Source organism: Coriobacteriia bacterium (assembly GCA_013334745.1).
Classification (GTDB): domain Bacteria; phylum Actinomycetota; class Coriobacteriia; order Anaerosomatales; family JAAXUF01; genus JAAXWY01.
The window spans coordinates 1-22,342 of the sequence record JAAXWY010000008.1; the positions used below are offsets into that span (position 1 = coordinate 1).

Below are 22,342 nucleotides of genomic sequence, written 5' to 3' on the forward strand. Positions count from 1 at the left end.
CTCAGATCCTGTCATCCCGCCGGCATCCCACACCATCACCGCCAGCTCGGGGGCGAACGGCTCCGTGAGCCCCGCCGGTGCCACGAGTGTCACCGAGGGCACGAGCCAGGCCTACACCATCACCCCTGCTGCCGGTTATCAGATCGCAAACGTCACCGTGGACGGCACGAGTGTGGGAGCGGTGTCGACCTACACCTTCTCAAACGTCACCGCACCCCACACCATCTCAGCGAGCTTCACACCGGTCACCGTCATCGGCTCTGAGATGCCTGTGACCTACGTCAACTGCGACAGCTGCCACATACCGGGCTCGGCACTCGACGAGCACGAGCACCCCTGCGCGAACTGCCATGAGGTCAGCTGGGGTCATGCGGGTACGCCTTCCGACATGCACACCAATGCGGTCGCCTCGACGTGCGTGCCGTGTCACAACGCTGAGATCACCATCGAGCACAACGGACGCACCATTTCCACTGGAGCTCTCATGACATGTGCTACCTGTCATGACACCACCGACCCACTGGTCCGCGCAGCTATCAACGCCGGCAACAGCGAGTGCGCGGCCTGCCACCCCGGTGCCGATCACGAGAGCCTGCACGCCTTCACCGGTGCATCTGATCTCAATGCCGCCGGTGACTCAGGCTGCACCAACTCGGGGGCGGGGTGTCACGGCACGGATGCAACCCATGCGTCGTTCACGCCCTATCACCCGACAGCGGGCTGCCTGTTCGGGGCCTGCCATGCATCGCCCTCCAAGCCCGGATACGCGGGTACCAAGGAGTGCGTCAGCTGCCACGACGGTAGCTACGTTGGCGCCCCGAACACCGCTAACCTCGGCTCACTGCACTACTCGGCCGGCGTGCACACGGCTATCGCGATGACCGCGACCGTGACGAGCGGCGGCAGCGCCTCCGCGACCTGCTCCAACTGTCATGACGCGGCGAGTGGGCTTGTCGGCCAGCACACGGGTGTCAGCGCTGTCGCGGGCTCGCCGTACGGCACGACGGTCTCCTGTGGCGAGTGTCACAGCGACACGCGTGCATCCGGCTCCGCGCAGGTTGTCGCGAACTGGACGAGCCGCCAGTGTGCCGCATGTCATGCGCCGGCAAGCTCTGCCCCGCAGCACGCCACGACGGCTCCGGTCGTCACGGCGACATCGACTGCGGGATGCGCGGCGTCCGGATCGGGCTGTCATGCGACGGCTGACCTGCATTCCCTGCACAAGAACGCGAGCGGGTGCGCTATCACCGGTTGCCACAACTACGGCGCGCAGGCTGAGAAGCCCACCATCAAGACGTGCGGACAGGCTGGCGGGTGCCACCTGGTCGACGGCACGGACTTCCATACAGGCATCGCGACTGCGCATACCTCACCGAGTGTGGGCAGCTGCTTCGGCTGCCACCCGGCCTCTCGTAGCCTGATCGACGCACATGCGCTCTATGCGGGCGCAGGCAGCGAGCGGCCGCAGTACGCGACGGTGTGCGCCCTGTGCCACAACAACGACAATCCATCCCGCATCAACTGGACGACCGCAACGGCACGGTGCACAACCTGTCACCCGGCATATCATGGCGCGCCGGCGGGCACTGAGAAGATCCACTCGAACCGGGACACCGCCCACACGCCCACTGCCGCGAGCACCGAGTGCACCGGCTGTCATGAGGGATGGCTCACCGAGATACACAGCGACCGTATGTACACGTCGCCCACGGATTGCGTGAGCTGCCATGCGGTTCACCCGGATCCGTCCTGTGCACGGTGCCATTCTCAGATCAGCAACTGGAACAAGACCGCTGACTGCGCGGGCTGCCACACCGCGGGCGGCTTCCATCCCGGTATCACGGGCGACGACGCGACGCACACGGCCACGCCGTTCACGGCCCTGGCGCAGGGCACCGGTGTCGACGGTCCGGTTCCCGCAGGCGGCAAGGAGTGCAGCGCGTGTCACTCGGCGACCCTCTTGACTGCTCACGCCACGACCACGGCTTCCGGCGGTTCGGTCACATGCGTCGAGTGCCACTCCGATACCACCCTCGGCTCCAAGGCGGTCATCGCCGCCGGATGGGCCAACTCACGCTGCACTGACTGTCATGACACGGGAACAGCGACGGCGCACAACGCGTACTCGACTGCTCACACGGTTTCGACAACGCGTGGATGTGCAGGTTCGACCGCGCGATGCCACGACTACACCGATCTTGCTCTGCTCCACGAGAAGAGCCAGTCCGGTGGCGCCTTCACCGCGAGCTCTTGCGCGAACACCGGCTGTCACACGACGATGGATGCTCGTCCCGCAACCGTGGGTGCTGACTCGTGTGGCACCGACAGTACCGGTGGCTGCCACGCAGACAAGACCACCACCAATCATGGCTACGATGCCGAGCAGCACGCCGGTTCGGTGACAGACACCATGACCGGCACGTGGACGATGGCGCTCCTGCCGACTCAGATGCACGCTGGTCAGCTCGTGAACCCGGCTTACGCGTACGGGACCGCCTGCTCAAGCTGCCACAGCGGGGATCTGGCGACCGAGCATGGCAAGACGACCTCGGCCCCCGATAACGCGCTCGTGTGTGCCGACTGCCACCCGTCGCCGAGAAGCGACGTCGTGGGAGTCTGGGACAAGTCGTGTGCGACAAGCGGGTGTCACTCGGTCGCCGGTAGGCAACAGCACTCTGCAGAGGCAACACTGGCGCCACATGCGGTCGACGAGACGCTCAAGGTCTCCGCGCCGACTGGGCTCGGCTGTTCCGTCACACCGGGCGGCGCAGGCTACGAGCGCACGACGTGCCACACCACCGACCTCGTCCAGGAGCACAACCGCAAGATCGGCGGATGGGACACGGCGCTCACGCCGCGTATCGAGCGTGCGCTCTCGGTCACTTGCGAGGAATGCCACACGAGTGCGAAGTTCGCCGCGCTCAGCGGGACATGGGACGGAACCTGCGGCAGCTGTCATGACGACAGCCACGCTGTCGTCGGTAGTGCTCGATACACCGCTGTCCGCGCCCGGCACGAGGCGTCACGTCCCTTTGATGCCGGCCGCGTGAGCAGGACCGGCACGCAGATCGCCGGAACCAATGCGATGGACGCCCACGGGCAGGTTCGTACCGCACCAGCAGGCACCGAGATCCCGTACGGTTGCGCGCTCCAGATGTGCCACATCCAGTTCTACGTTGAGGCCGGGCTCTCCAGCTACTACCCGGCGGGCAAGTGCGCAAACTGCCACGGCGCCAACACCATCCCTATGCCCGCGTATGAGGGTTCGTACATGTGGAAGTCCGGCATCGGCAACGACGGTGAGTACATCGAGACGAGCTTGACGCTCGCGGTACCGGGAACGTTGCCGGCCGCGTCCTATCTCGACTTCAAGACGCTTTACGACATCGAGCTCGGCTGGGACTACGGCTACGTTCAGGTTTCGACGGACAGCGGCCAGACATGGACGCCTCTCGCAAACGGCATGACCACGAATGAGAACCCCAGCGGACAGAATATTGGCAACGGGATCACCGGGGTGAGCGACGGCTGGGTCGATGCACGCTTCGACTTGGCCGCCTACGCTGGCCAGTCGATTCAGCTCAGGTTCGACTACGTCACCGACGCCTACACCTATGGCGAGGGCTGGTACATCGACAGCATCGCGGTCGGCCCTGAGGGAGCGCGCGTCTTCACCGACTATGTCGAGACGCTTGCACCCGAGTGGACGATCGGAGTCGGGCCAAGCGTCGGCTGGTCCCGCTAGGCCTAGCCCTCGTAGTCGGCTGCCAGCTCGGCGAGCATCTCGTTCCAGCTCGCCGGCTGCCAGCCGGTGCGGGCGCGGAAGCGCTCGCTGTCGAGCGACCGATCGATGGCCGGCTCGGCCACGGGCGTGATGTCCAGCGCCCAGCCGAGCTTCTCGGCGAGCTGCGTGAGCAGTGTGAACTTGTCGATCGGATCCGCCGAGACGTGCCACAGGCCTGAGAGGCTCGCATCCGGCATGACGACGTCGCGGATGAGCTCGGTGAGCGCGCGGGTCGTCAATCCCGAGAACACCGCCTTGGTGTAGCCGAGAAGCGGCTCGTCGTGGTGCTCGGCGAACCAGCCGACGAGGCCCGTCTGCGCGCCAAACTGCCAGCCGATGATCGACGTACGAAGGGTCACGGCGTTCTCGCGGTCGGCCACCTCGCCGAGTAGCTTCGAGCGACCGTAGAGGTCGAAGGCGTCGGGGACGTCGGCTTCTGTGTAGCCGCCGCGAGAGCCCGAGAAGACGCAGTCGGTGCTCACGTGCACCATCCGCGCACCGTGCTCCGCGCACGCGTCGGCGAGCACGTGCGGCCACAGCGCGTTGATCTCGATGGAGGGAATCGCGGCCTTGGCCTCGGCGCGCTGCTTGACGATGCCGACGGCGTTGATGACGAGGTCGGGCTTCACGCGCTCGATGAGCGTGTAGGCGGACTGCATGTCCGAGGCGTCGAGGCCGGAAAGCATCCGGCCACTCGGCACGCCGAGGTCGGGGAGGGCTGCCGGGTTGCGGCACGCGCCCCACACCTCGAAGTCGGGTGCGAGTACGCGCACGGCCTCATGGCCGAGCATGCCGCTCGCGCCAACGACGAGGATTCGAGCCGAGTCGCTCACGCGATGCCCAGCACGATGCGGGCGACGGTGTCGCTCACGTTGTCGGCGAGGTACTCGGCCGGGGGAGTCCAGGTGCCCTTCGACCGAACCGCGAGGTCGATGCCGGGCAGAATGCGGTCCGCCTCGACTCCGGCGAGCAGGTTGCTGCCGCACTCGATCGTCTCGGGGCGCTCGGTGACGTCACGCATGGTGACCGTCGGGACGCCGAAGATGCAGCACTCCTCCTGCACCGTGCCACTGTCCGAGAGGACGCAGAACGCTTCCTTCTCGAGGCGAACGAAGTCGAAGAGCCCCATCGGCGGCACGAACTTCACGGCGCCTTCGGCAACACCGAACGCCTTCATCTTGTCGGCGGTGCGTGGGTGCAGCGAGCAGACCGCCGGCATCCCATACTTCTCGACTGCGGCGTTGAGGGCCGCGACCAGTGAGGCGAGCCGCTCGGGCACGTCGGTCATCTCGGCACGGTGTGCGGTCACGAGGAAGTACTTGCCGGGCTCGACACCGAACTCGGTGAAGGGGTCGGCGGCGTCGATCTCGGGTGCGTAGAAGTCGAGGACTTCCTTGATGGGGTTGCCGGTGACGTAGATGCGCTGGCGCTCGATGCCCTCACGAACGAGGTTCTCGGCGGAGCGGTAGGTGTAGGGCATCAGCACGCTGCTCGAGTGGTCGATGACGCGGCGGTTGACCTCTTCGGGCACCCGGTCGTCAAAGCAGCGGTTGCCGGCTTCCATGTGGCAGACGCGGATACCCATGCGCTTGGCGACGAATGCGGCGATGCCGGTGTTCGTGTCGCCAAGAATGAGCACCGAGTCGGGCCTCTCGGCGGCGAGCAGCTCCTCGGACTTCGCGATGATCTGGCCGATCTGATCGGCGAAGCTGGTTCCGCGCACGCCCATGTGGACGTCGGGCTCGCGTACGCGCATCTCGCGGAAGAACATGCCCGAGAGGCGGTCGTCGTAGTTCTGGCCGGTGTGGGCCAGCACGTGGTCGCACGTGGCATCGAGCACGTCGATCACACGCGAGAGGCGAATGACTTCGGGACGCGTGCCGAGCAGGGTGAGGACCTTGGTCATGTGGTGGCTCCACAGGTTCGCGGCGAGTCTGTCAGCGGTCGCACCGAGTATAGCCAATCATGCCGAGCCGAGGCTCAGATGCTGGCTGTATCCGTCGTTGATTCGGGAGCATTGCGGCGCACAAGACGTCGCAGCAGGCCGGCAATGCCGGCGATCGTCACGGCGGCCAACAGGATCACCGCTGGCATCGTCGGGAAGAAGTAGCGTGGCTGGAACAAGATCGCCGTGTAGAGCGCAACGGAGTAGAAGACGAACGACCACACGAGAAGTAGCCGGGGGCGTCGCCAGACGAACGGAAGTCCGATCAGAGCGAGCCACACGAGCACTTGCTGGTAGATGACCGTCGAGTCGATCGACCATCGGAACGCTCGCGTGAGCTGAGCGGGCGGTGGCTGGAAGGCGACGCCCCCGGCGACAGAGGCAGCCTCAGGGCTATCGCGCTGCATCAAGAACTGGTCCACGGGGGCCGCGTGCGGGGTATGTAGCGAGGTCCAGCTGAACGACAGACGCCGGGCAATCAGGCCGACGGGGTCGCTCGCGATCTGCCGTCGCAGTCTGACTCGGAGAGCGGCAGCGTCGCCGTCCTCCCCGTGCGCGATCGCCGCTGCAGATGCGGCCTGCTCGTCTGAGCTTCGCTGCGGGTCGTCGCTGTCGAGGATGGCCCGCGCCATACTCAGACGTTTGCCTTCCCACTCGGCGGTCAGGGGGATGAAGCGGTTGAAGACCACTGCGTTTCGAATCGTCCAGGGCGCCAGCACGGCGAGAAGGCCGAGCAGGCAGATGCCCACCAGCTTGACCGTCGACCGCGGCGAGGCCTTGCGGCTCAATGCGAACAGTGCCAGCGGCACGAGGAGCCAGGGGAGGTAGACGGGCCGCACGATGGTGACCAGGCCGGTCACCACGCCAAGCGCTGCGAAGGAGCCAGAGTGAGGCTCGGGGTCGCGTAGTAGTCGAAGCGCCAGGAGCAGCTGCAGCGTGACCAGGAACACGGCAAGTGACTCGGTGAGTATCACCGAAGACGACCACGCAAGAGGCAGGTACAGCGCGGCCATGAACCCCGCGAGTGCGCCAAGGCTGCGCTTGCCGATCGCCATGCCGGCCGCGGCGACCAGCCCGACCGTGAGGACGGCGAGTAGCAGCTGACTTCCAAGCAGCCACGGGTGCCGATCGCGAACGACCTGGTGCATCGTGTCGGCACCCGGCGAAATATAGAACGCCGAGACGAACAACGGATACCCCGGCATGACGAGGGCGTCGGGCTGGCCCGAAGCGTTCGCGTAGGCGTAGAGGTGTTTCGTCACAAGGGTGTGGGCGGTACTCGCGTAGCCCACTGCATCGCTGATGACAGGGGGAGTCGGGTACGTCGAAACCGCCACCGAGAAGGTCGCGGTCGCGAGCAGCATCGAAGCCCACACTGGCCACCAGCGCTTTAGGAACCGCGCGAACAGCGAGGGGCTCACCGGGCTGTTACGCCTCCAGGTAGCCCGCGCCGATGACGTCGGGAATCTTCGCCTCAAGGAACGCGGCGAGCTCGGCGTGCGTCATCAAGGCGTTCTCCGAGCTGTAGTCGCCGACGAGCGCCGGCTCGGACACGGAGCCCGCGAGCTCGGGCAGCATCGGGCGCAGAGCGTAGTAGCCCTCGTGCCCGGAGATGGTGCGGGTCGACTCCTCCTCGGAGAGCAGGATCTCGTGGATCTTCTCGCCGGGGCGGATACCGGTGATGACCGTCTCGATGTCACGCTCGCCGATGAGATAGGCGGCAAGGTCGGTCATCTTCGCGCTCGGGCACTGCGGGATGTATGTCTCGCCCGGGGCGGCGGCGCGCACGGCGGCGAAGATCGTGTCGACGGCGTCCTCGAGTGTGAGCAGGAAGCGGGTCATGTCCTCGGTGGTGATGGTGACAGGTCCGCCCTTTGCGATCTGGTCGAGGAAGAGTGGCACGACCGAGCCGCGCGAGGCGAGCACGTTTCCGTAGCGAGCGCAGATGAAGCGGGTGTTGGGTGCGCGCAGGTTGCCGTTGATGTAGACGCGCTCCTGGATGGCCTTGGTCATGCCCATGACGTTGACCGGCTTGCACGCCTTGTCGGTGGTGATTCCCATGACGGTCTCGATGGGCAGGTCGTTCTCGGCGATCGCGCGCACGAGGTTCTCGGCGCCCTCGATGTTGGTGCGCACGGCCTCCCAGGGGAAGTATTCGCAGCTCGGGACCTGCTTCAGCGCCGCTGCGGCGAACACGATGTCGGCGTCCTTGGCGGCGCGCACGACGCTCGCGTAGTCGCGCACGTCGCCGATCATGAAGCGCAAGCGCTTGCGGGCGTTCTCGAAGATGACCTCATCGGTGGCCACGCTCTTGTGCATGAAGTCGAGGCGCATGTAGTGCTGCTTCGCCTCGTCGCGGGAGAACACGGTCACGCTCTCGGGCACGCCTTCAGCGCCGGACATGAGGCGACGAGTGAGCACCTGACCCAGGGATCCGGTACCGCCGGTGACGAGGATGCGCTTGCCTTCAAACAGCTTCACAAGGGGGCCTTTCGACATTCGCGGGCGTCCAACAGGTGAGTATAGCGGCAGATGCCCGCTCGCGGCTCATCTGCGATGATGAACCCGCCGCCGAGGCCCACTCATGCGCGGCATCCTGCAAGCATCACGGTTCGCGAGGCTGGTGTGCACCCGAACGTGGACAACTCGACGAGCAACTCCGACGTCGCCATCATCGTGCCCGTCTTCAACGAGGAGCGCGTGGTACGCGAGGTACTGGCCGACCTCCTGACGACCTTCCCACGCATCATCGCCGTCGACGACGGTTCGCTCGACGACTCGGCCACCGAGATCGTTGCTGCCGGCGCCGTGCTGGTGCGTCATCCCGTCAACCTCGGACAGGGTGCGGCTCTTCAGACCGGCATCGAGCGAGCGCTACTCTACCCCGAGGTCCGCTACCTTGTGACGTTCGACTCAGACGGGCAGCACGACCCCGCCGATGCGCTCGGCATGGTCGAGCTCATGCGAGCCGAACCCGTAGACATCGTGCTCGGCTCGCGCTTCCTCGACGACCGCTCGAACGTGCCGGCCAGCAAGCGTATCGCTCTCGCGCTCGCAAGATTCTCGGTCAACGCGTCCACCGGACTTCGGCTCACCGATGCGCACAACGGGCTGCGCGCGTTCAGCCGACGCTTCGCCGAGACGCTGCATCTGCGCGAGAACGGCATGGCGCACGCTTCCGAGATCGTGGGAGCCGTTGCTGCCAGTGGTCTGGCGTATCGGGAGTTCCCGGTCCACATCGCCTACACCGAATACTCGGTTGCCAAAGGGCAGTCCATCGTCAACGGTGTCAACATACTGTTCGACAGCTTCATCGGTGCGTTCAGGAGGAAGTAGATGCTCATCAAGTTCCTGCTCGTCGGGGTGTTCCTGGCGATCCTCATCTACGTGCTGCGCGCCGGCCGAACAACACTGGCCAGCGCGGGCAAGCGCATCCTGCTCATCCTGTTCGTTCTTGCCGCGATCCTCGCCGTGCTCTTCCCCGATGAGCTCACCGTCTTCGCGAACTTCCTCGGCGTCGGCCGTGGTGCCGACCTGCTCCTGTACGCCACCGTGGCCGGCCTCGTCGTCGCCTTGCTCGCCGTGTACGCGCGCTTCAAGGACGTGGAGGAGAAGCTCGCGACGCTGGCGCGGAGCATGGCGATTCTCGAGTCGCGCCTCGCAGAAGCGACGTCGAGCACGCGGGACGACTCCCACGCGCCGGGGGATGCGGACGAGTGACCGTCCCGGCACACACGGCCGCCGACGGTCTGCCCGCCAAGGTCGCCATCGTCATCACCGGCCTTGAGGTCGGAGGCGCCGAGACGTTCCTTGCCGAGCTGCTCACGCATGCGCCGGATGGTGTCGAGTTCCGCGTGTTCTCACTCATCGACGGCGGCCCCATCGCCGAGCGGATCGAGGCGATGGGCATCACCGTCACCGGTCTGCATATGCTCGCGGGCCGTCCGAGCCTGACGGCACTGCTCCGACTCACCTCGGAGCTTCGCGCGTATCGGCCCGACATCGTCCACACGTGGCTCTACCATGCCGACCTCATGGGCGGACTCGCGGCGCGCTTCGCCGGCGTCCGACGCGTCATCTGGCACCTGCACAACTCCGACCTGTCGCCGGACCGGGTGCGCCTGCAGACGCGCACCGTGGTCCGCGCCTGCGCGCTGCTCTCGCATGTTGTGCCTGATGTGATCGTGTCGTGCTCGGAGGCAGGAGCACGCAATCACGTGGCGCGTGGGTACGTCGCCCGCAAGGTCCGCGTCATCCCGAACGGCGTCGACACCGATCGCTTCACGCCCGACGACGACGCGGGTCGCGCCATCCGAGACGAACTCGGCGTGCCCCACGACCGCTTCCTGCTCGGCTTGGTCGCCCGAGTCGACTCGCAGAAGAACCACCCGGGCTTCTTCGACGCCGTGCGCGTGTTCTTCGAGCGGGGCGGGGATGCGCAGTTCGTGCTGGCCGGTCGCGACGTCACCGATGCAAACTGGCTGCTGCCGAAGCTGCGCGAGGCCACACCACACCCCGAGCGGGTCGTACTCATCGGACCGCGCAGTGACGTTCCCAGGGTCATGGCCGCGCTCGATGTCGCAACGTCCTCATCGCTGGGCGAGGCGTTCCCGCTCGTGCTCATCGAAGCGATGGCGTGTGGTACGCCATGCGCGGCGACCGACGTAGGCGATTCTGCGCTGATCGTCGGAGATACGGGGATCATCGTGCCGCCCAACGACGCGTCCGCGCTGGCCGACGCCTGGCTGCACCTCGCGGCCCTGTCCGCCGAGGAGCGCGCATCGATGGGCAGACGGGCGCGTGAGCGCGTGCTCGCGAACTACTCTATTGATCGCGTCGCGGATCAGGTCTGGGACCTCTATCGCGAAGTGGGGCGGTCACGCAGGGCCGCAGCGCCCTCGCCAACGTCGGCTTCGAAGCTCAGCGCCGCGGACTTCGAGCCGGGCGCGCGAATCGCCTACCTCAGCCTACAGGCGGTATCCGAAGGGCAGGACAGCTGGGCGGCGGTGCGCGAGATCATCGGCGGGTGGGAGCGCAGCGGCTGGGCGGTCGACACCTGGTTTCCGCGCTACCCATCGACCGGCGCGCCCGGTCCGTTCGGTCGCGCTCGCGAGATGTGGCGTGTGCAGCGTGCGCTCAAGGACGCGATAGGCACGTACGACGCGCTCTACGTGCGCGGCCATACGATGGCTTACCCAGCATCGCGCTGGGCACGGCGTGCGGGCATACCCGTCTTCCAGGAGTGCAACGGGACCTACGAGGACCTCTTCATCGCGTGGCCGGCTGCTCGGCTCGGACGACCTGTGTTCGAGCAGATGCAGCGGGCGCAGTATCGTGACGCAACGCTCGTCTTCTGCGGGACGGAGCCACAACGTATCTGGCTCGAGCACGAGACGCATCACGAGCGCATCTGCATCAGCCCTAACGGCGCGAACGTGTCGCTGTTCCGACCCGACGCCACGCCGCGCCCCGGCCTTCCCGACCGCTTCGTGCTCTTCTTCGGACAGTTCGCGCCGTGGCAAGGCCTGGAGTTCCTCGCCGAGGCCAAGCGCCATCCCGCATGGCCTGCGGGGGTCGACCTCGTCTTCGTTGGCGATGGCGAGCGGCGTCCCGTCGTCGAGCAGGCCGTGACCGATGCGACGGATGGCTCGGTGCACTACCTCGGCCGGTTGCCCTACGAGGAGCTGCCGGGCGTCATCTCGCAGTGTCTGGCGTCCACGTCGGTGCAGTACACCCCCGATCGCGGGGAGACCGGCTTCTCGGCGCTCAAGCTGTACGAGTCGATGTCGTGCGGCGTGCCGGTCATCGGCACCGACTATCCGGGCGTAGGCAACGTGATCCGCCGCTACGGCGCCGGAATCGTGGTGCCTCCGGGCGATGCCGGCGCGATCGCTCGTGCGGTCGCGCAGCTCGCGGCCGACACCGAGGCGGTCCGCGCGTTCGGCGCCGCCGGGCGCACCGCCATCGAGAACGAGGGCTCATGGGGCGCGCGCGCAGAGCAGCGCCGTCTCGCGATGGCCGAGCGGATGCCCGCGCGCTGTGTTTCCGGCCAGGGGAGCGCGCAATGAGGCTCACCGTCATCACGGCATGCCTGAATGCGGCGCCGGTCATCGGCGATGCCATCGAGTCGGTACTCGCTCAGGGTGACGCCCTGCACGAGTACATCGTGGTTGACGGCGGGTCGACCGACGGCACGGTTGCGCTGCTCGATGCCGCATCCGAGCGCTTCGGCGGTCGGCTCTCGCACACGTCTCAGCCGGATGACGGCATCTACGACGCGCTGAACGTCGGCGTCGCACGAGCCACCGGCACGCACGTGCTCGTGCTCGGCGCCGACGACCGGCTGCTCGATGGCTCGCTCGCGGCGCTTGCGGCTGCGCCCGGGGCCGACGGCGCCGATCTCGTGTACGGCGACGCGGTCGTGGTCGAACCCGACGGCCGCACCCGTCCACAGCCGGCGCTACTCGCTCCACGGCTCGTCGGCGGGATTCCACGCGAGCTACCCGTGTGCCACCAGGCCTGCGCCTTCTCGAAGGCCGCATTCGATCGCCTCGGTCCGTTCGACGAGACCTACCGCGTAGCTGCCGACTACGAGTTCTACCTGCGCTTCTTCGAGGCCGGCCTGCGCGCGGTGCACATCGCGCAGCCGCTCGTCGCCTACAGCCTCGGCGGTTCGAGTTCCCGCCAGCTCGCGGTGACCGCCGATGAGTACCGCCGGGCACGCATCCTGCACGGCGTCGCGCCGCTCGTGGCGCGGTTGGCGTGGGCGCGCTCGGTCGTCGCGGCCTCCCTGATGCGTGGCGTGCGTTCAATCCGCTGACTTGCACCGCCGAGACGGTCCCGACTCCGGTTCGTCCCTGCTAGAATCCCTCTACACGTTCTCGCTGTAAGGAGCCACGTATGACCCGTCCCATGACCATCACCGAGAAGATCCTCGCCGCGCACGCTGGTCTGCCCGAGGTCGAGCCCGGGCAGCTCATCAACTGTGCGCTCGATATCGTGCTCGCCAACGACGTGACCGCACCCATCGCGATCCGTGAGTTCGCGAAGACGGGAGCCGGCAGCGTCTGGGATGCGAACAAGGTGGTGCTCGTTCCCGATCACTACACACCCAACAAGGACATCAAGTCCGCCGAGCAGGCCAAGATCATGCGCGACTTCGTGCGCGCACAGGGAATCTCGCACTACTACGAGGTGGGCTGCATGGGAGTCGAGCACGCTCTGCTTCCCGAGCAGGGTGTCGTCGGCCCCGGTGACGTCATCATCGGCGCCGACTCGCACACGTGCACATACGGAGCGCTCGGCGCGTTCTCGACCGGCGTGGGCTCCACGGACGCCGCAGCCGGTATGGCGACCGGCTCGGCGTGGTTCAAGGTGCCGGCGTCCATCAAGTTCAACATCACCGGCAAGCTCGGCCCCTGGGTGTGCGGCAAGGACATCATCCTGCACATCATCGGCATGATCGGCGTCGACGGCGCGCTCTATCAGGCGATGGAGTTCACCGGCGACACCATCGAGTCGCTCGGTATGGATGACCGCATGACGATCTGCAACATGGCCATCGAGGCCGGCGGAAAGTCCGGAATCATCGCGGTCGATGACACGACTCGCGCCTACGTCGAGGGCCGATTCGAGCGCACCGCGGTCGAGTACTTCAGCGATCCCGATGCGGTCTACGCGCAGGTCATCGAGATCGACGCGTCCACAATCGTTCCCACGGTCGCCTTCCCGCACCTCCCCAGCAACACGCGCCCGGCCGCAGACGCCCGTGACATCTGGGTCGACCAGGTCGTCATCGGCAGCTGTACGAACGGCCGCATCGAAGACATGCGCATCGCCGCGTCGATTCTCAAGGGCCGCGTCGTCCACGAGAACATCCGCTGCATCATCATCCCCGCCACGCAGGAGATCTACCGCCAGGCGATGCACGAGGGCCTGTTCGACATATTCCTCGACGCCAACGCTGCGGTGTCAACGCCCACCTGCGGACCGTGCCTCGGTGGCCACATGGGCATCCTGGCTGCAGGGGAGCGCGCGCTCGCAACCACCAACCGCAACTTCGTCGGCCGCATGGGCGACCCTACCAGCGAGGTCTACCTCGCATCGCCTGCCGTAGCCGCCGCCACCGCCGTCGCAGGCCACATCGCGCTGCCGGAGGACCTGGGCGCGGTTTAGTCGCGTGAGCATCTTCACCTCGATACCGGCGCCGTTGCGCCGAGCAGTGCGCGCGGTGCTTCCTGCGTCGTTTGTCGACGGCGTCAAGGACTCCATCATGCGGCGGCACTATGTGCCGGGCTTCGTGTCGCGCAGCGGGCCATTCGAGTTCGCGTGGCGCCGCTACGTCCTGCGCCGGCCTCCGGTCCTGCATCGGCTGCTCTACCACGTGACCGATCACTGCAACCTCAACTGCCGCGGATGCACACACTTCAGCAACATCTCCGAGAAGCACTTCAGCGACATCGGGCAGTATCGTGGCGAACTCGACCGCCTCACGCACGTGTTCTCCGACATCACCGAGATCTACCTGCTCGGCGGCGAACCGCTGCTCCATCCCGAACTGCCGGCGTTCATCGAGACAACGCGCGATCACTTCCCCAACTCGCGCATCAACCTCATGACCAACGGCGTGATGGTCAACCGGATGGGCGAGGAGTTCTGGGACGCCATGCGCGTAACGGGTGCGTGGTTGCTGTGCGATGACTACCCCGTGGGCGCTTCGCGCGAGGAGATTGACAGGCTTGCTAACGACCACGGCGTGCTCATCGAGTGGACCGAGCCGCGAGAGGAGTTCTTCAAACTCCCAATCGACCTGACCGGTTCGCAGGACGCGGCCGTTTCATTCAGGCAGTGTCGCGGCGTGATGAACTGTCCGGTGATGAAGGATGGGCGTCTCTATCCCTGCGCGTACATCGCATTCATCGACATCTTCCAGAACAAGTACGACGTGCCGGACATAGAGGCCGGGCCGGCGGATTCGATCTCGATCGATGAGGATCCCTACGAGATCATGCGGTTCCTCATGGAGCCCGTACCGTGGTGCCGTCACTGCGACTTCGACCACCGCGAGGCCTACGTCTGGGACCGCTCCAAGCGCACGATCGACGAGTGGGTCGCCTGTCAGCCGCCCACCCCGGGCGAGTGACGCATGGTCGCCGCGGACTCTGCGCCTGACACCGCTGCATCCCAAGACCCCGCCGCCCCGCCGCCCCGCCGGAGCATCGTCGCCAACACCGCGGTAAACGGAGTCGCTCAGTTCGCATCACTCGTGTCGACGCTCGTATTCTTCCCGCTGCTCGTCAAGGCGTTCGGTATCGAGCAGTACGGCGTGTACGTCATCGCGATGACCGTGACCGGGATCGCTGTCATGTTCGACCTCGGCGTCGGCGCCTCGACCGTGCGACTCGTGGCGCGACGGGTCTCGCTCGATGACGCCGATGGGTTCGCCCGTGTCGTCGTCACCTCCGTGGCGGTCATGCTCGCGCTCGGTGTGGTCGTCGCAGGCGTGATCGCCGCCATTGCGCTAGCCGCTGGCTCGCTCTTCAACGTCAGCGCCGAGCAAGCCGAGCTGCTCCGCACGCTGCTGCTCATCGGGGCGGCCCTGCAGCTCTGGACGTGGCCTGCATCGGTCGCCGCCCAGGTGCTCCAGGGACTGGAGCGCTACGACCTCGTCGCACGCACCTCGCTGATCTCCACACTCGCCACGCTGGCCGCCATCGGCACGGTACTCGTGCTGCACCGGGGCCCGGTCGTCCTTATGCTGCTCGGCGTCACGATCTCGCTCGTCGCATCGGTCATCAACATGTTCGCCCTTGCCGCGGTTCGGCCCGCGGGCCGCATGGCGGTCATGCCTCAGCGTTCCGTCGCCGAGGAGATCGTCTCGGGCGGCATCCCCATCTTCGCCGTGAGTTTCACTCAGTTCGTGAATCGTGAGCAGACGGACCGGCTCGTCGTGGCGATCATGCTCGGCCCGCTAGCCGTCGCGCTCTACGAGGTCGCGGCCAAGCTCAGCATGCTCGTCTCGCAGGTGATCGGCCTGCCGATCTCGGCCGTGCTGCCTGTGGCGTCGCGCATGGCCGCCGCGCACGACGATGAGGGCCTGCGCGACCTGTTTGTGCGGGGGAGCCGAAACGTCGTGCTCGCGGTTCTGCCGATCATCTGCGTACTCGTCGTGCTCGCCGGCCCGTTCATCAGGCTCTGGTTCGGTCCGGGCTTCGAGAGCAGCATCATGCTCGCGCGGCTGCTCGTGGTCGCCCAGGTGTTCGTGCCGCTCTATCTCATCGGCGATCTCGTGCTGATGGGGAAGGGGCGCATCGCACTCTGGGTGCCGCCCGGTCTCGCGCTCGCACTTCTCAACGTCATCTTGAGCGTTATGCTCGTGCCGCGGTTCGGCCTGGTTGGGGTGTCGTTCGGGACGGTGCTGGCAGGGTTCCTCGAACTACCGGTGTACGCGTGGCTCATTCTGCCCGAGCTGGGAGTCGGCTTCAGCCGATGGATCGGGGTTTCAGCTGCCGGCTACTTGCTTGCACCGGTCGCTGTCGGTGTCGCCGCGTTGGGTACCTTGACGCCGCTCGCGGGCAGCATGCTCGGAGTCGGCGTCATCGCCGTCGTGGCGGTGGGCGCGTACTGGGCTTGCGCATACGCGCTCCTGCTCTCGCCTCGTGACCGGTTGCAGCTGCGGGCGCGCATCGCCGTACCGCTTGAGATGCTGCGCGGAGGCTCCCGATGAATGCTGAGCTCGCACCCGTGATCTCGGTGATCGTGCCGGCCTACAACGTTGAGGACTATCTTCCGGAGTGCCTGGACTCGGTGCTCGCACAGACGTTTCGGGACTTCGAGATCGTGCTCATTGATGACGGGTCCACCGACACCACTCCCGCAATCGCCGATCGCTATGCATCGGCACATCCCGGCGTCATCCGTTCGCTTCACAAGCCCAACGGAGGCCTCTCGGACGCGCGCAATCACGGAATCGATCTGGCGCGGGGGGAGTTCCTCGCGTTCGTGGACGGCGATGACCTCATCACGGTCGACATGCTCGAGAAGCTTCATGCGCGAGCGATCGCAACCGGCGCCGACCTGGTCTTGTGCGGCATGGAGAACTTCATCGACCATCAGGCCGCTGGCGATTTCTATCCCGAGCCCGACATGCGGGTGTTCGGCCACTCGCTTGCCGAAGAGCCGCGGCTCATCTACCGCGTCGATGCGAGTGCATGCGACAAGCTCTATGCCCGCGAGCTGTTTGCCGATGCGGGCATGCGGTTCCCCGTGGGGCGCTACTTCGAAGATGTTCCGGTCACGTACCGGCTTGTGGCCGGGTCGAAGCGGATCGAGAAGGTCGACGAACCACTGTATCGGTACCGCAGGCAGCGCTCGGACTCGATATCAGGCGACTACGGCGCCAGATATCTCGACCTCATTGAGAGCTTCAGGGATGTACTCGACGCGTACATCGCCGAGGGACGTTTCGCGGGTAACCGTGACGGCCTGCTGCGACTCTCGCTCACGCACCTCATTGCCGGACGATATCCGGACCTGTTCGCGCGCGCGAGTGGGCGCGACGTGGGGCGCTTCATGGATGCCGCATTCTCGCTACTGCGGGATCGATTCGGAGCATGGGAGCGGTCTGCGGTGTGCCGGGATCTGTGGCGTAACCCGGTGCTGCGGTTCGTGAGTACCCACCGATGGGCGCTCGAGGCGTTCTGTTCTCTGCCCGACAGGCTGTATCAAGCCGCTCTTGTCCGACTCGGTGCTTTTGACCCATGGCGTTGAACAAGAACCTCTGCCGCGGGAGAGTGCGGTAGGCGCAGTCGCGTCCTGCCCTAATCGGCATACATCTTGCTTAAAGCTCTCTCATAATTGCCTGGTCGTCGATCACCCAAACGTCGTGGAGATTTCGTGCAGGCTCGCGAGCCTGTAGTACAGTAACGCGCGGTCTCCCTACTGATGACCACACGATGAGCGAGTTCCAACAACAGGAGGATCACATGTCTGACGCGGGACCCCCCGTCGAAGAGCCGATCGAAGAGATCGCTTCCGAGAAGCCCGCTGCGCCCCGCAGCAAGCCCAGCATGATGGCCGATCCGGCTGTCAAGTTCATGACATTCGCCGCGTTCGGAATCTCGGTGCTGATGCTCCTTATCGGCATCGGCGTGCTGCTTTCAGGCGTTGCATCGCCCACGGGACCGCGGACGCTCGATGAGAAGGAGCTCGCCGTCACAGGCGAAGCCGTGCGTGACGGCAAGGCCGACCCGGGCATGTGGGGTAAGTACATCGCCGCGCTCATCGCGAACGAGCGCTACACCCAGGCCCAAACGGTCCTCGATCGTTTCAAGGCGAGCGTTGACACATCGCTCACCGGAGATGCGGCACTTGCGGAGGCGCGCCTCGCATACGCCCGCGAGGACTACAAGAAGGTCATCGTCGTCGCTAACGCGTCGCAGAAGGTGATCAGGGTCGACTGGGATAAGCGAATGGGCCTCGGCGGGATGACCCGCGCCGAAGCGTTCAGCGATGGACTCGGCGAGAACTGGTACGCCATGGCGCTCGTCAAGGCCGATGCCTACCGGGCGCAGGGCGACTGGAAGAACGCGGTCAAGGAGTACGACACCTACATCAAGGAATTCCCAACTGCTGCGGACATCTTGGTCGATCGCGGCCTTGCAAAGATCGAAGCAGGCGACAAGAAGGGGGCGGCGGCCGACTTCAAGAAGGCCCTGAAGTTCATCCCCAGTGACAAGGAAGCACTCGCCGGGCTCGAAAAGATCGGAGAGTCGAAGCAATGAGCGATACCGCAGACGCGGCAGTACAGAACAAGCCTGCAAAGACCAAGTCCCGCAAAGGACGCCGCATTGTCGCGGTCATCCTCATATTCCTGCTCCTGCTCTTGTGTGGTGAGGCCTTCTTGCTCTTCCGGCTGATCAAGCCGTCGGGTGGCGCAGCCCAGGAGACGGCAGGTCTCGCCTGGGTTAGGTCCATCTATGGAATCAACAAGTTGCCCACGGGTGCACTTGAGCGTGCACAGTCTGCAGTTACGGCGTCCGATGGCACCATCTGGGTCATTGACGGAGCTCACCGAGCGCTGTTTCATTTCTCATCCGATGGGCGGTTCTTGGGCCAGATGAAGGGGCCTAAGGACTCGCCGTTGATCAACCCCGGCCGATTCACGATAGGGCCTGACGGCCGGTTCTACGTGTGTGAGACCGCGCTCGACACCGTTCGAGTTCTTGACGCCAGTGGGCAAGATGTCGGGTCCTTCAAGATTCCGACGCCGGTGTCCATCGACGTGAGCGAGGATCAGATCGTGGTCGGATCCATCTCCGGTTTCGCGATTCTGGAGAAGGACGGCAAGCCTATTCGGGTAGTGGGCGCACGTGGCCAGGGTGACGACCAGTTCGACTACGTCCACGGTGTTGCGATCGCAGACGATGGCAAGATCTACGTCTCCGACTCCTTCAACAACCGTCTCAGCGCCTACGATGCTACGGGCGAGCGGCTGTGGATTCATCGTGTGGGCAACGCAGCCAACACCGCCAAGAGCGATGGTGTCGAGAAGAACTTGGATCCCGCTATCGCCGACGATGCGGTTCTGAAGGGTGACCAGGCTCTGCAGCTTCCGCTGGAACTCACGCTGGACGCTGCGGGTCGGATCGTGGTCATCGATATGTTTGATTGCTCGCTTGCGGTGTTCAAGAGCCAGGACGGCGCATTTGTCGGCAAGTACGGTTCATCGGGTGTCGAGGATGGGCAGTTCTTCTACCCGCAGGGAGTGAGTTATGACGCTGCGCACGACTGGTTCACCGTAGCCGACTCTCTGAACAATCGCGTACAGATCATCAGGCTGCCCGATACCGGCGGTAGTGCATTGGCAGGCATTCGCCGCAGCCTCGCCGGCCCGCTGCGCGCCTGCCTGTTCCCGTTCTTGCTGCTGTTGCTCGCCATCATCATCTGGCTTGTGGTCAGGGCGATCCAGAAGCGTCGCGCGAAGTCCGCCCAGGATTCGGCCGCGATCGAGCCCGGAGACTCGGCCTCCAGCGGGGTAGAATCAGACTCGCAGCTTGCAGGATCTGCCGACCCAGACGGTGCCGTCAGCGCTGCAAACGATGACTCGACCCAAGCGTGAGAAAACCCAAAGATTAATCCCCATTAGGGATTGCGAAGGCACCCTCAAGCGAGTACAGTTTGGTTAAGTCAACTACCTAGGTACAGCACCGCGAGGCTCTGCGCTCAAGCTCAAAGTCATCGCGTTCTGTGAAAATCCAGCTTCGGGAAGGAGGTGCGCATATGAAAGAAGCTCGTTTCCCCGTAACTCACACTCAAGGAGTATCCATGAAGAAGAGCATCATCCTCGTCGCCCTTGCGGTCGTCCTCGTCCTCGCCTTCGCGACCGCCGCATCCGCGACCTCTGCCAAGACTTGGAACTACCAGGCTGACTACTACAGCTGGGGCTCGACCTCCGGTAGCGGCCTTTCCGCCGTTGCTTCCGAGACGCTCGGCCAGGGCGGCAGCGCCGCTGAGTCCAGTGGCTTCGCGAACACCAACGCGACCGCCGGTGGTGGCGTTCACTCGAACTACGCCAGCACGACCGCCAAGTGCGGCATCTGTCACTCGGTCCACCGCGCCAAGGCCAATGGCGTTCACCTGCTGAACACCGCTGACGCCACCTGCGCCGGTTGCCATATCTCCGGTACGTCGACGGTCACCAACGTCGTCATCGCCTGGGGTACGCCTGCTGCTGCACTCGCCGGTCCTCACGGCTCCACCAACGGTTCTTGCACGAGCCGTGCATGCCACGCCACCAGCCCCCACGGTGTTGGCGGTTCGCAGTACGGCCTGTTCAACGCCAAGCTGCTCAACGCTGAGGTCGACAACGCTATCGCGCCGGCCATCGCCGCTGAGACCGCCACTCCTGGTAGCTCGGGCGTCACCGCTGCCCTGCTGACCGGTGCTGGCGCCAGCACCAACTTCACCGGTGAAGCCGACGCCATCCGCGTTGGTTACACCTGCAACCAGTTCGAGTGCCATGGCCAGACCCTGCTCGCCGTCATCCGCTCGGGCTACTCCGAGGTTCGCGGCACGCAGTACCCGAACTGGGAAGGTACCGACCCGGTCACGGATCCGTACGCCGCTGGTTTCTCGGTCGCCAAGACCGGTCACCTTTCGGTCTCCGCCGTTGGTTCGACCGCTTACACCGCGGCCACCAGCTGCACCGGCTGCCACGATCAGGCCGACCTGACCACCCGTTCGGACTTCACCTTCCCGCACGCCCAGCGTGCAACGGCTGCCGGTACTGGTACCCAGACCTACCTGTGGTACAACATCGCGTCTGATTCCACGGGCGCCGGTTCTGCCGCTATGACCAACTCGAACATGAAGTCGTTCGACGGTGCTTGCCTCAAGTGCCACCGCAACGGTGCCGGTTCTGGCGTTGGTGTTTCCTACTAGTACTTCTTCTTGAGAGAGTCTCGACTCTCGAAAGTGGCTTCGGAGCCGGTCCCGCAAGGGGCCGGCTCCTTCGCTTCTGGACACGCTGTATTGCCAGCTACACGCCCGTGTGGTGATTGTGCGGAGCCGTCGTTCAGATGCGTTCAGACAGGGGTGTCGTATGGTAGAGTTGAAGCCCGCGCACCTACTCCTCACGAGGCTCATCTGCAGTGAAGACCCCCTCAAATCAGACCTATCGCAAGCTTGTCGTCTGGCTCGTAGCAGCGCTTCCGATGGCCGTGGTGCTTCTCGGCGTCTACTACGCTGTCGCCCAGCCGGGTTGCGCATCGTGCCACGCAAAGGACACTGAGTTCGCTCAAGCGACACGAGACGCCTCGCACGCGAGCGTGGAGTGCGTCGCGTGTCACGTGTCGCCGAAGCGGATCGACCGATTGAGTTACGGCTTTCGGCAGCTGTTCCACATGGTGCTGCCGATAATGGAAGCGCCCGGCCGCGAGTGGGCCGCGGTGGCCGACGAGCGTTGCCTCGCGTGTCACAAGGCCATAGAGAAGGCTCCGAGTTCGGCGAATGGGCTGCGCATTCAGCACATCACGTGCGCGGAGCGTGCGGCCTGTACCGACTGTCACTCGACCACTGCTCACGGTGCTGCAACCAAATGGGTGCGCGAGTACAGCATGGACGGCTGCCTCAAATGCCACGTTGAGCTCGGTTCGACCAAGTGCGACACCTGTCACGACGACAAGAGCGAAGACAAGCGAATACAGACGAGCGTGTTCGCGGTGACCCACGGCAAGGACTGGCTGAAGAATCATGGAATGGGTGACTCGGCCAGTTGCATCGTGTGCCACCAGTCCGATAAGTGCGCCAAGTGCCATGGACCCGGTCTGCCGCACGACAAGGAGTTTCTGGAGAAGCACTCGACCATCTCCAAGGACCCCGCGGCAAAGTGCTCGATGTGCCACATGGACTCATTCTGCGCGGACTGTCACGGCCTCGAGATGCCGCACACGCGGACATTCACGCGGAATCACGCAACGAGGGCCAAGATAGCCGAGTCGCTGTGTAAGCGGTGCCATGAGGCCAGTGACTGCCAGACCTGCCACATCAAGCACATCCATCCCGGCGGCGCCATCGATCTGAACACCACCGCCACCGTGAGTGGGGGTGAGTGA

Annotated in this window: 17 protein-coding genes; 13 read left to right on the plus strand and 4 right to left on the minus strand. The window is 65.2% G+C overall.

The window, feature by feature from the left end:
* The first annotated feature begins 64 nt into the window (after nt 1–64).
* Nucleotides 65–3,745: a hypothetical protein gene (locus tag HGB10_03645; GenBank protein ID NTU70899.1), complete on the plus strand. Its 3,681-nt coding sequence runs from the start codon at nt 65–67 to the stop codon at nt 3,743–3,745.
* A gap of 2 nt (nt 3,746–3,747) precedes the next feature.
* Here the strand turns inward: HGB10_03645 and HGB10_03650 are convergent, their stop codons facing one another.
* From HGB10_03650 to HGB10_03665, 4 genes are all read right to left on the minus strand, one after another.
* Entirely contained in the window at nt 3,748–4,575 is an 828-nt protein-coding gene (locus tag HGB10_03650; GenBank protein ID NTU70900.1) for an SDR family oxidoreductase, read from the minus strand.
* 38 nt (nt 4,576–4,613) lie between these two features.
* Nucleotides 4,614–5,690, minus strand: a complete 1,077-nt coding sequence (gene wecB / locus HGB10_03655) for a UDP-N-acetylglucosamine 2-epimerase (non-hydrolyzing) (GenBank protein ID NTU70901.1) — start codon at nt 5,688–5,690, stop codon at nt 4,614–4,616.
* Nucleotides 5,691–5,764: 74 nt separating this feature from the next.
* A complete protein-coding gene (locus HGB10_03660; GenBank protein NTU70902.1) occupies nt 5,765–7,150 on the minus strand; it encodes a hypothetical protein in 1,386 nt (461 codons plus the stop codon).
* 7 nt (nt 7,151–7,157) lie between these two features.
* Entirely contained in the window at nt 7,158–8,210 is a 1,053-nt protein-coding gene (locus tag HGB10_03665; protein ID NTU70903.1) for a polysaccharide biosynthesis protein, read from the minus strand.
* A gap of 78 nt (nt 8,211–8,288) precedes the next feature.
* On the opposite strand from HGB10_03665, the gene HGB10_03670 reads away from it, so the two are divergent.
* The 12 genes from HGB10_03670 (at nt 8,289) to HGB10_03725 (ending at nt 22,342) form a co-directional block, all read left to right on the plus strand.
* Nucleotides 8,289–9,065 carry a glycosyltransferase family 2 protein gene (locus HGB10_03670; GenBank protein ID NTU70904.1) on the plus strand — a complete coding sequence of 259 codons (777 nt, stop codon included), beginning with the start codon at nt 8,289–8,291 and terminating at the stop codon, nt 9,063–9,065.
* Nucleotides 9,066–9,449 carry a DUF2304 domain-containing protein gene (locus tag HGB10_03675; protein ID NTU70905.1) on the plus strand — a complete coding sequence of 128 codons (384 nt, stop codon included), beginning with the start codon at nt 9,066–9,068 and terminating at the stop codon, nt 9,447–9,449.
* Nucleotides 9,446–11,797 carry a glycosyltransferase gene (locus HGB10_03680; protein ID NTU70906.1) on the plus strand — a complete coding sequence of 784 codons (2,352 nt, stop codon included), beginning with the start codon at nt 9,446–9,448 and terminating at the stop codon, nt 11,795–11,797. Before HGB10_03675 ends, HGB10_03680 begins: the two co-directional genes overlap by 4 nt.
* Nucleotides 11,794–12,549: a glycosyltransferase gene (locus HGB10_03685; GenBank protein NTU70907.1), complete on the plus strand. Its 756-nt coding sequence runs from the start codon at nt 11,794–11,796 to the stop codon at nt 12,547–12,549. The genes HGB10_03680 and HGB10_03685 overlap by 4 nt, the downstream gene beginning before the upstream one ends.
* 80 nt (nt 12,550–12,629) lie before the next feature.
* Entirely contained in the window at nt 12,630–13,904 is a 1,275-nt protein-coding gene (leuC, locus tag HGB10_03690; protein NTU70908.1) for a 3-isopropylmalate dehydratase large subunit, read from the plus strand.
* A gap of 4 nt (nt 13,905–13,908) precedes the next feature.
* The gene (locus HGB10_03695) at nt 13,909–14,871 is read left to right on the plus strand and encodes a radical SAM protein (GenBank protein ID NTU70909.1); all 963 of its coding nucleotides are present in this window, start codon (nt 13,909–13,911) and stop codon (nt 14,869–14,871) included.
* 3 nt (nt 14,872–14,874) lie between these two features.
* Entirely contained in the window at nt 14,875–16,455 is a 1,581-nt protein-coding gene (locus HGB10_03700; GenBank protein ID NTU70910.1) for a flippase, read from the plus strand.
* On the plus strand, nt 16,452–17,498 hold the full coding sequence (locus tag HGB10_03705; GenBank protein NTU70911.1) for a glycosyltransferase: 1,047 nt from the start codon (nt 16,452–16,454) through the stop codon (nt 17,496–17,498). The genes HGB10_03700 and HGB10_03705 overlap by 4 nt, the downstream gene beginning before the upstream one ends.
* A gap of 215 nt (nt 17,499–17,713) precedes the next feature.
* Nucleotides 17,714–18,511 (plus strand): tetratricopeptide repeat protein, encoded by a 798-nt coding sequence (locus HGB10_03710; protein NTU70912.1) that lies wholly within the window; start codon nt 17,714–17,716, stop codon nt 18,509–18,511.
* Nucleotides 18,508–19,848 carry a PQQ-binding-like beta-propeller repeat protein gene (locus HGB10_03715; GenBank protein NTU70913.1) on the plus strand — a complete coding sequence of 447 codons (1,341 nt, stop codon included), beginning with the start codon at nt 18,508–18,510 and terminating at the stop codon, nt 19,846–19,848. The genes HGB10_03710 and HGB10_03715 overlap by 4 nt, the downstream gene beginning before the upstream one ends.
* A 206-nt stretch (nt 19,849–20,054) precedes the next feature.
* Entirely contained in the window at nt 20,055–21,170 is a 1,116-nt protein-coding gene (locus HGB10_03720) for a hypothetical protein (protein ID NTU70914.1), read from the plus strand.
* Nucleotides 21,171–21,379: 209 nt separating this feature from the next.
* Nucleotides 21,380–22,342, plus strand: a complete 963-nt coding sequence (locus HGB10_03725) for a hypothetical protein (GenBank protein NTU70915.1) — start codon at nt 21,380–21,382, stop codon at nt 22,340–22,342.

Bases quoted from the DNA above. Each gene is read 5' to 3' on its own strand.
- HGB10_03720 (NTU70914.1), top strand. From the start codon at position 20,055: ATGAAGAAGAGCATCATCCTCGTCGCCCTTGCGGTCGTCCTCGTCCTC.
- HGB10_03705 (NTU70911.1), top strand. From the start codon at position 16,452: ATGAATGCTGAGCTCGCACCCGTGATCTCGGTGATCGTGCCGGCCTAC.
- leuC (NTU70908.1), top strand. From the start codon at position 12,630: ATGACCCGTCCCATGACCATCACCGAGAAGATCCTCGCCGCGCACGCT.
- HGB10_03670 (NTU70904.1), top strand. From the start codon at position 8,289: ATGAACCCGCCGCCGAGGCCCACTCATGCGCGGCATCCTGCAAGCATC.
- HGB10_03710 (NTU70912.1), top strand. From the start codon at position 17,714: ATGTCTGACGCGGGACCCCCCGTCGAAGAGCCGATCGAAGAGATCGCT.
- HGB10_03650 (NTU70900.1), bottom strand. From the start codon at position 4,575: ATGCTCGGCCATGAGGCCGTGCGCGTACTCGCACCCGACTTCGAGGTG.
- HGB10_03700 (NTU70910.1), top strand. From the start codon at position 14,875: ATGGTCGCCGCGGACTCTGCGCCTGACACCGCTGCATCCCAAGACCCC.
- HGB10_03715 (NTU70913.1), top strand. From the start codon at position 18,508: ATGAGCGATACCGCAGACGCGGCAGTACAGAACAAGCCTGCAAAGACC.
- HGB10_03685 (NTU70907.1), top strand. From the start codon at position 11,794: ATGAGGCTCACCGTCATCACGGCATGCCTGAATGCGGCGCCGGTCATC.
- wecB (NTU70901.1), bottom strand. From the start codon at position 5,690: ATGACCAAGGTCCTCACCCTGCTCGGCACGCGTCCCGAAGTCATTCGC.
- HGB10_03675 (NTU70905.1), top strand. From the start codon at position 9,066: ATGCTCATCAAGTTCCTGCTCGTCGGGGTGTTCCTGGCGATCCTCATC.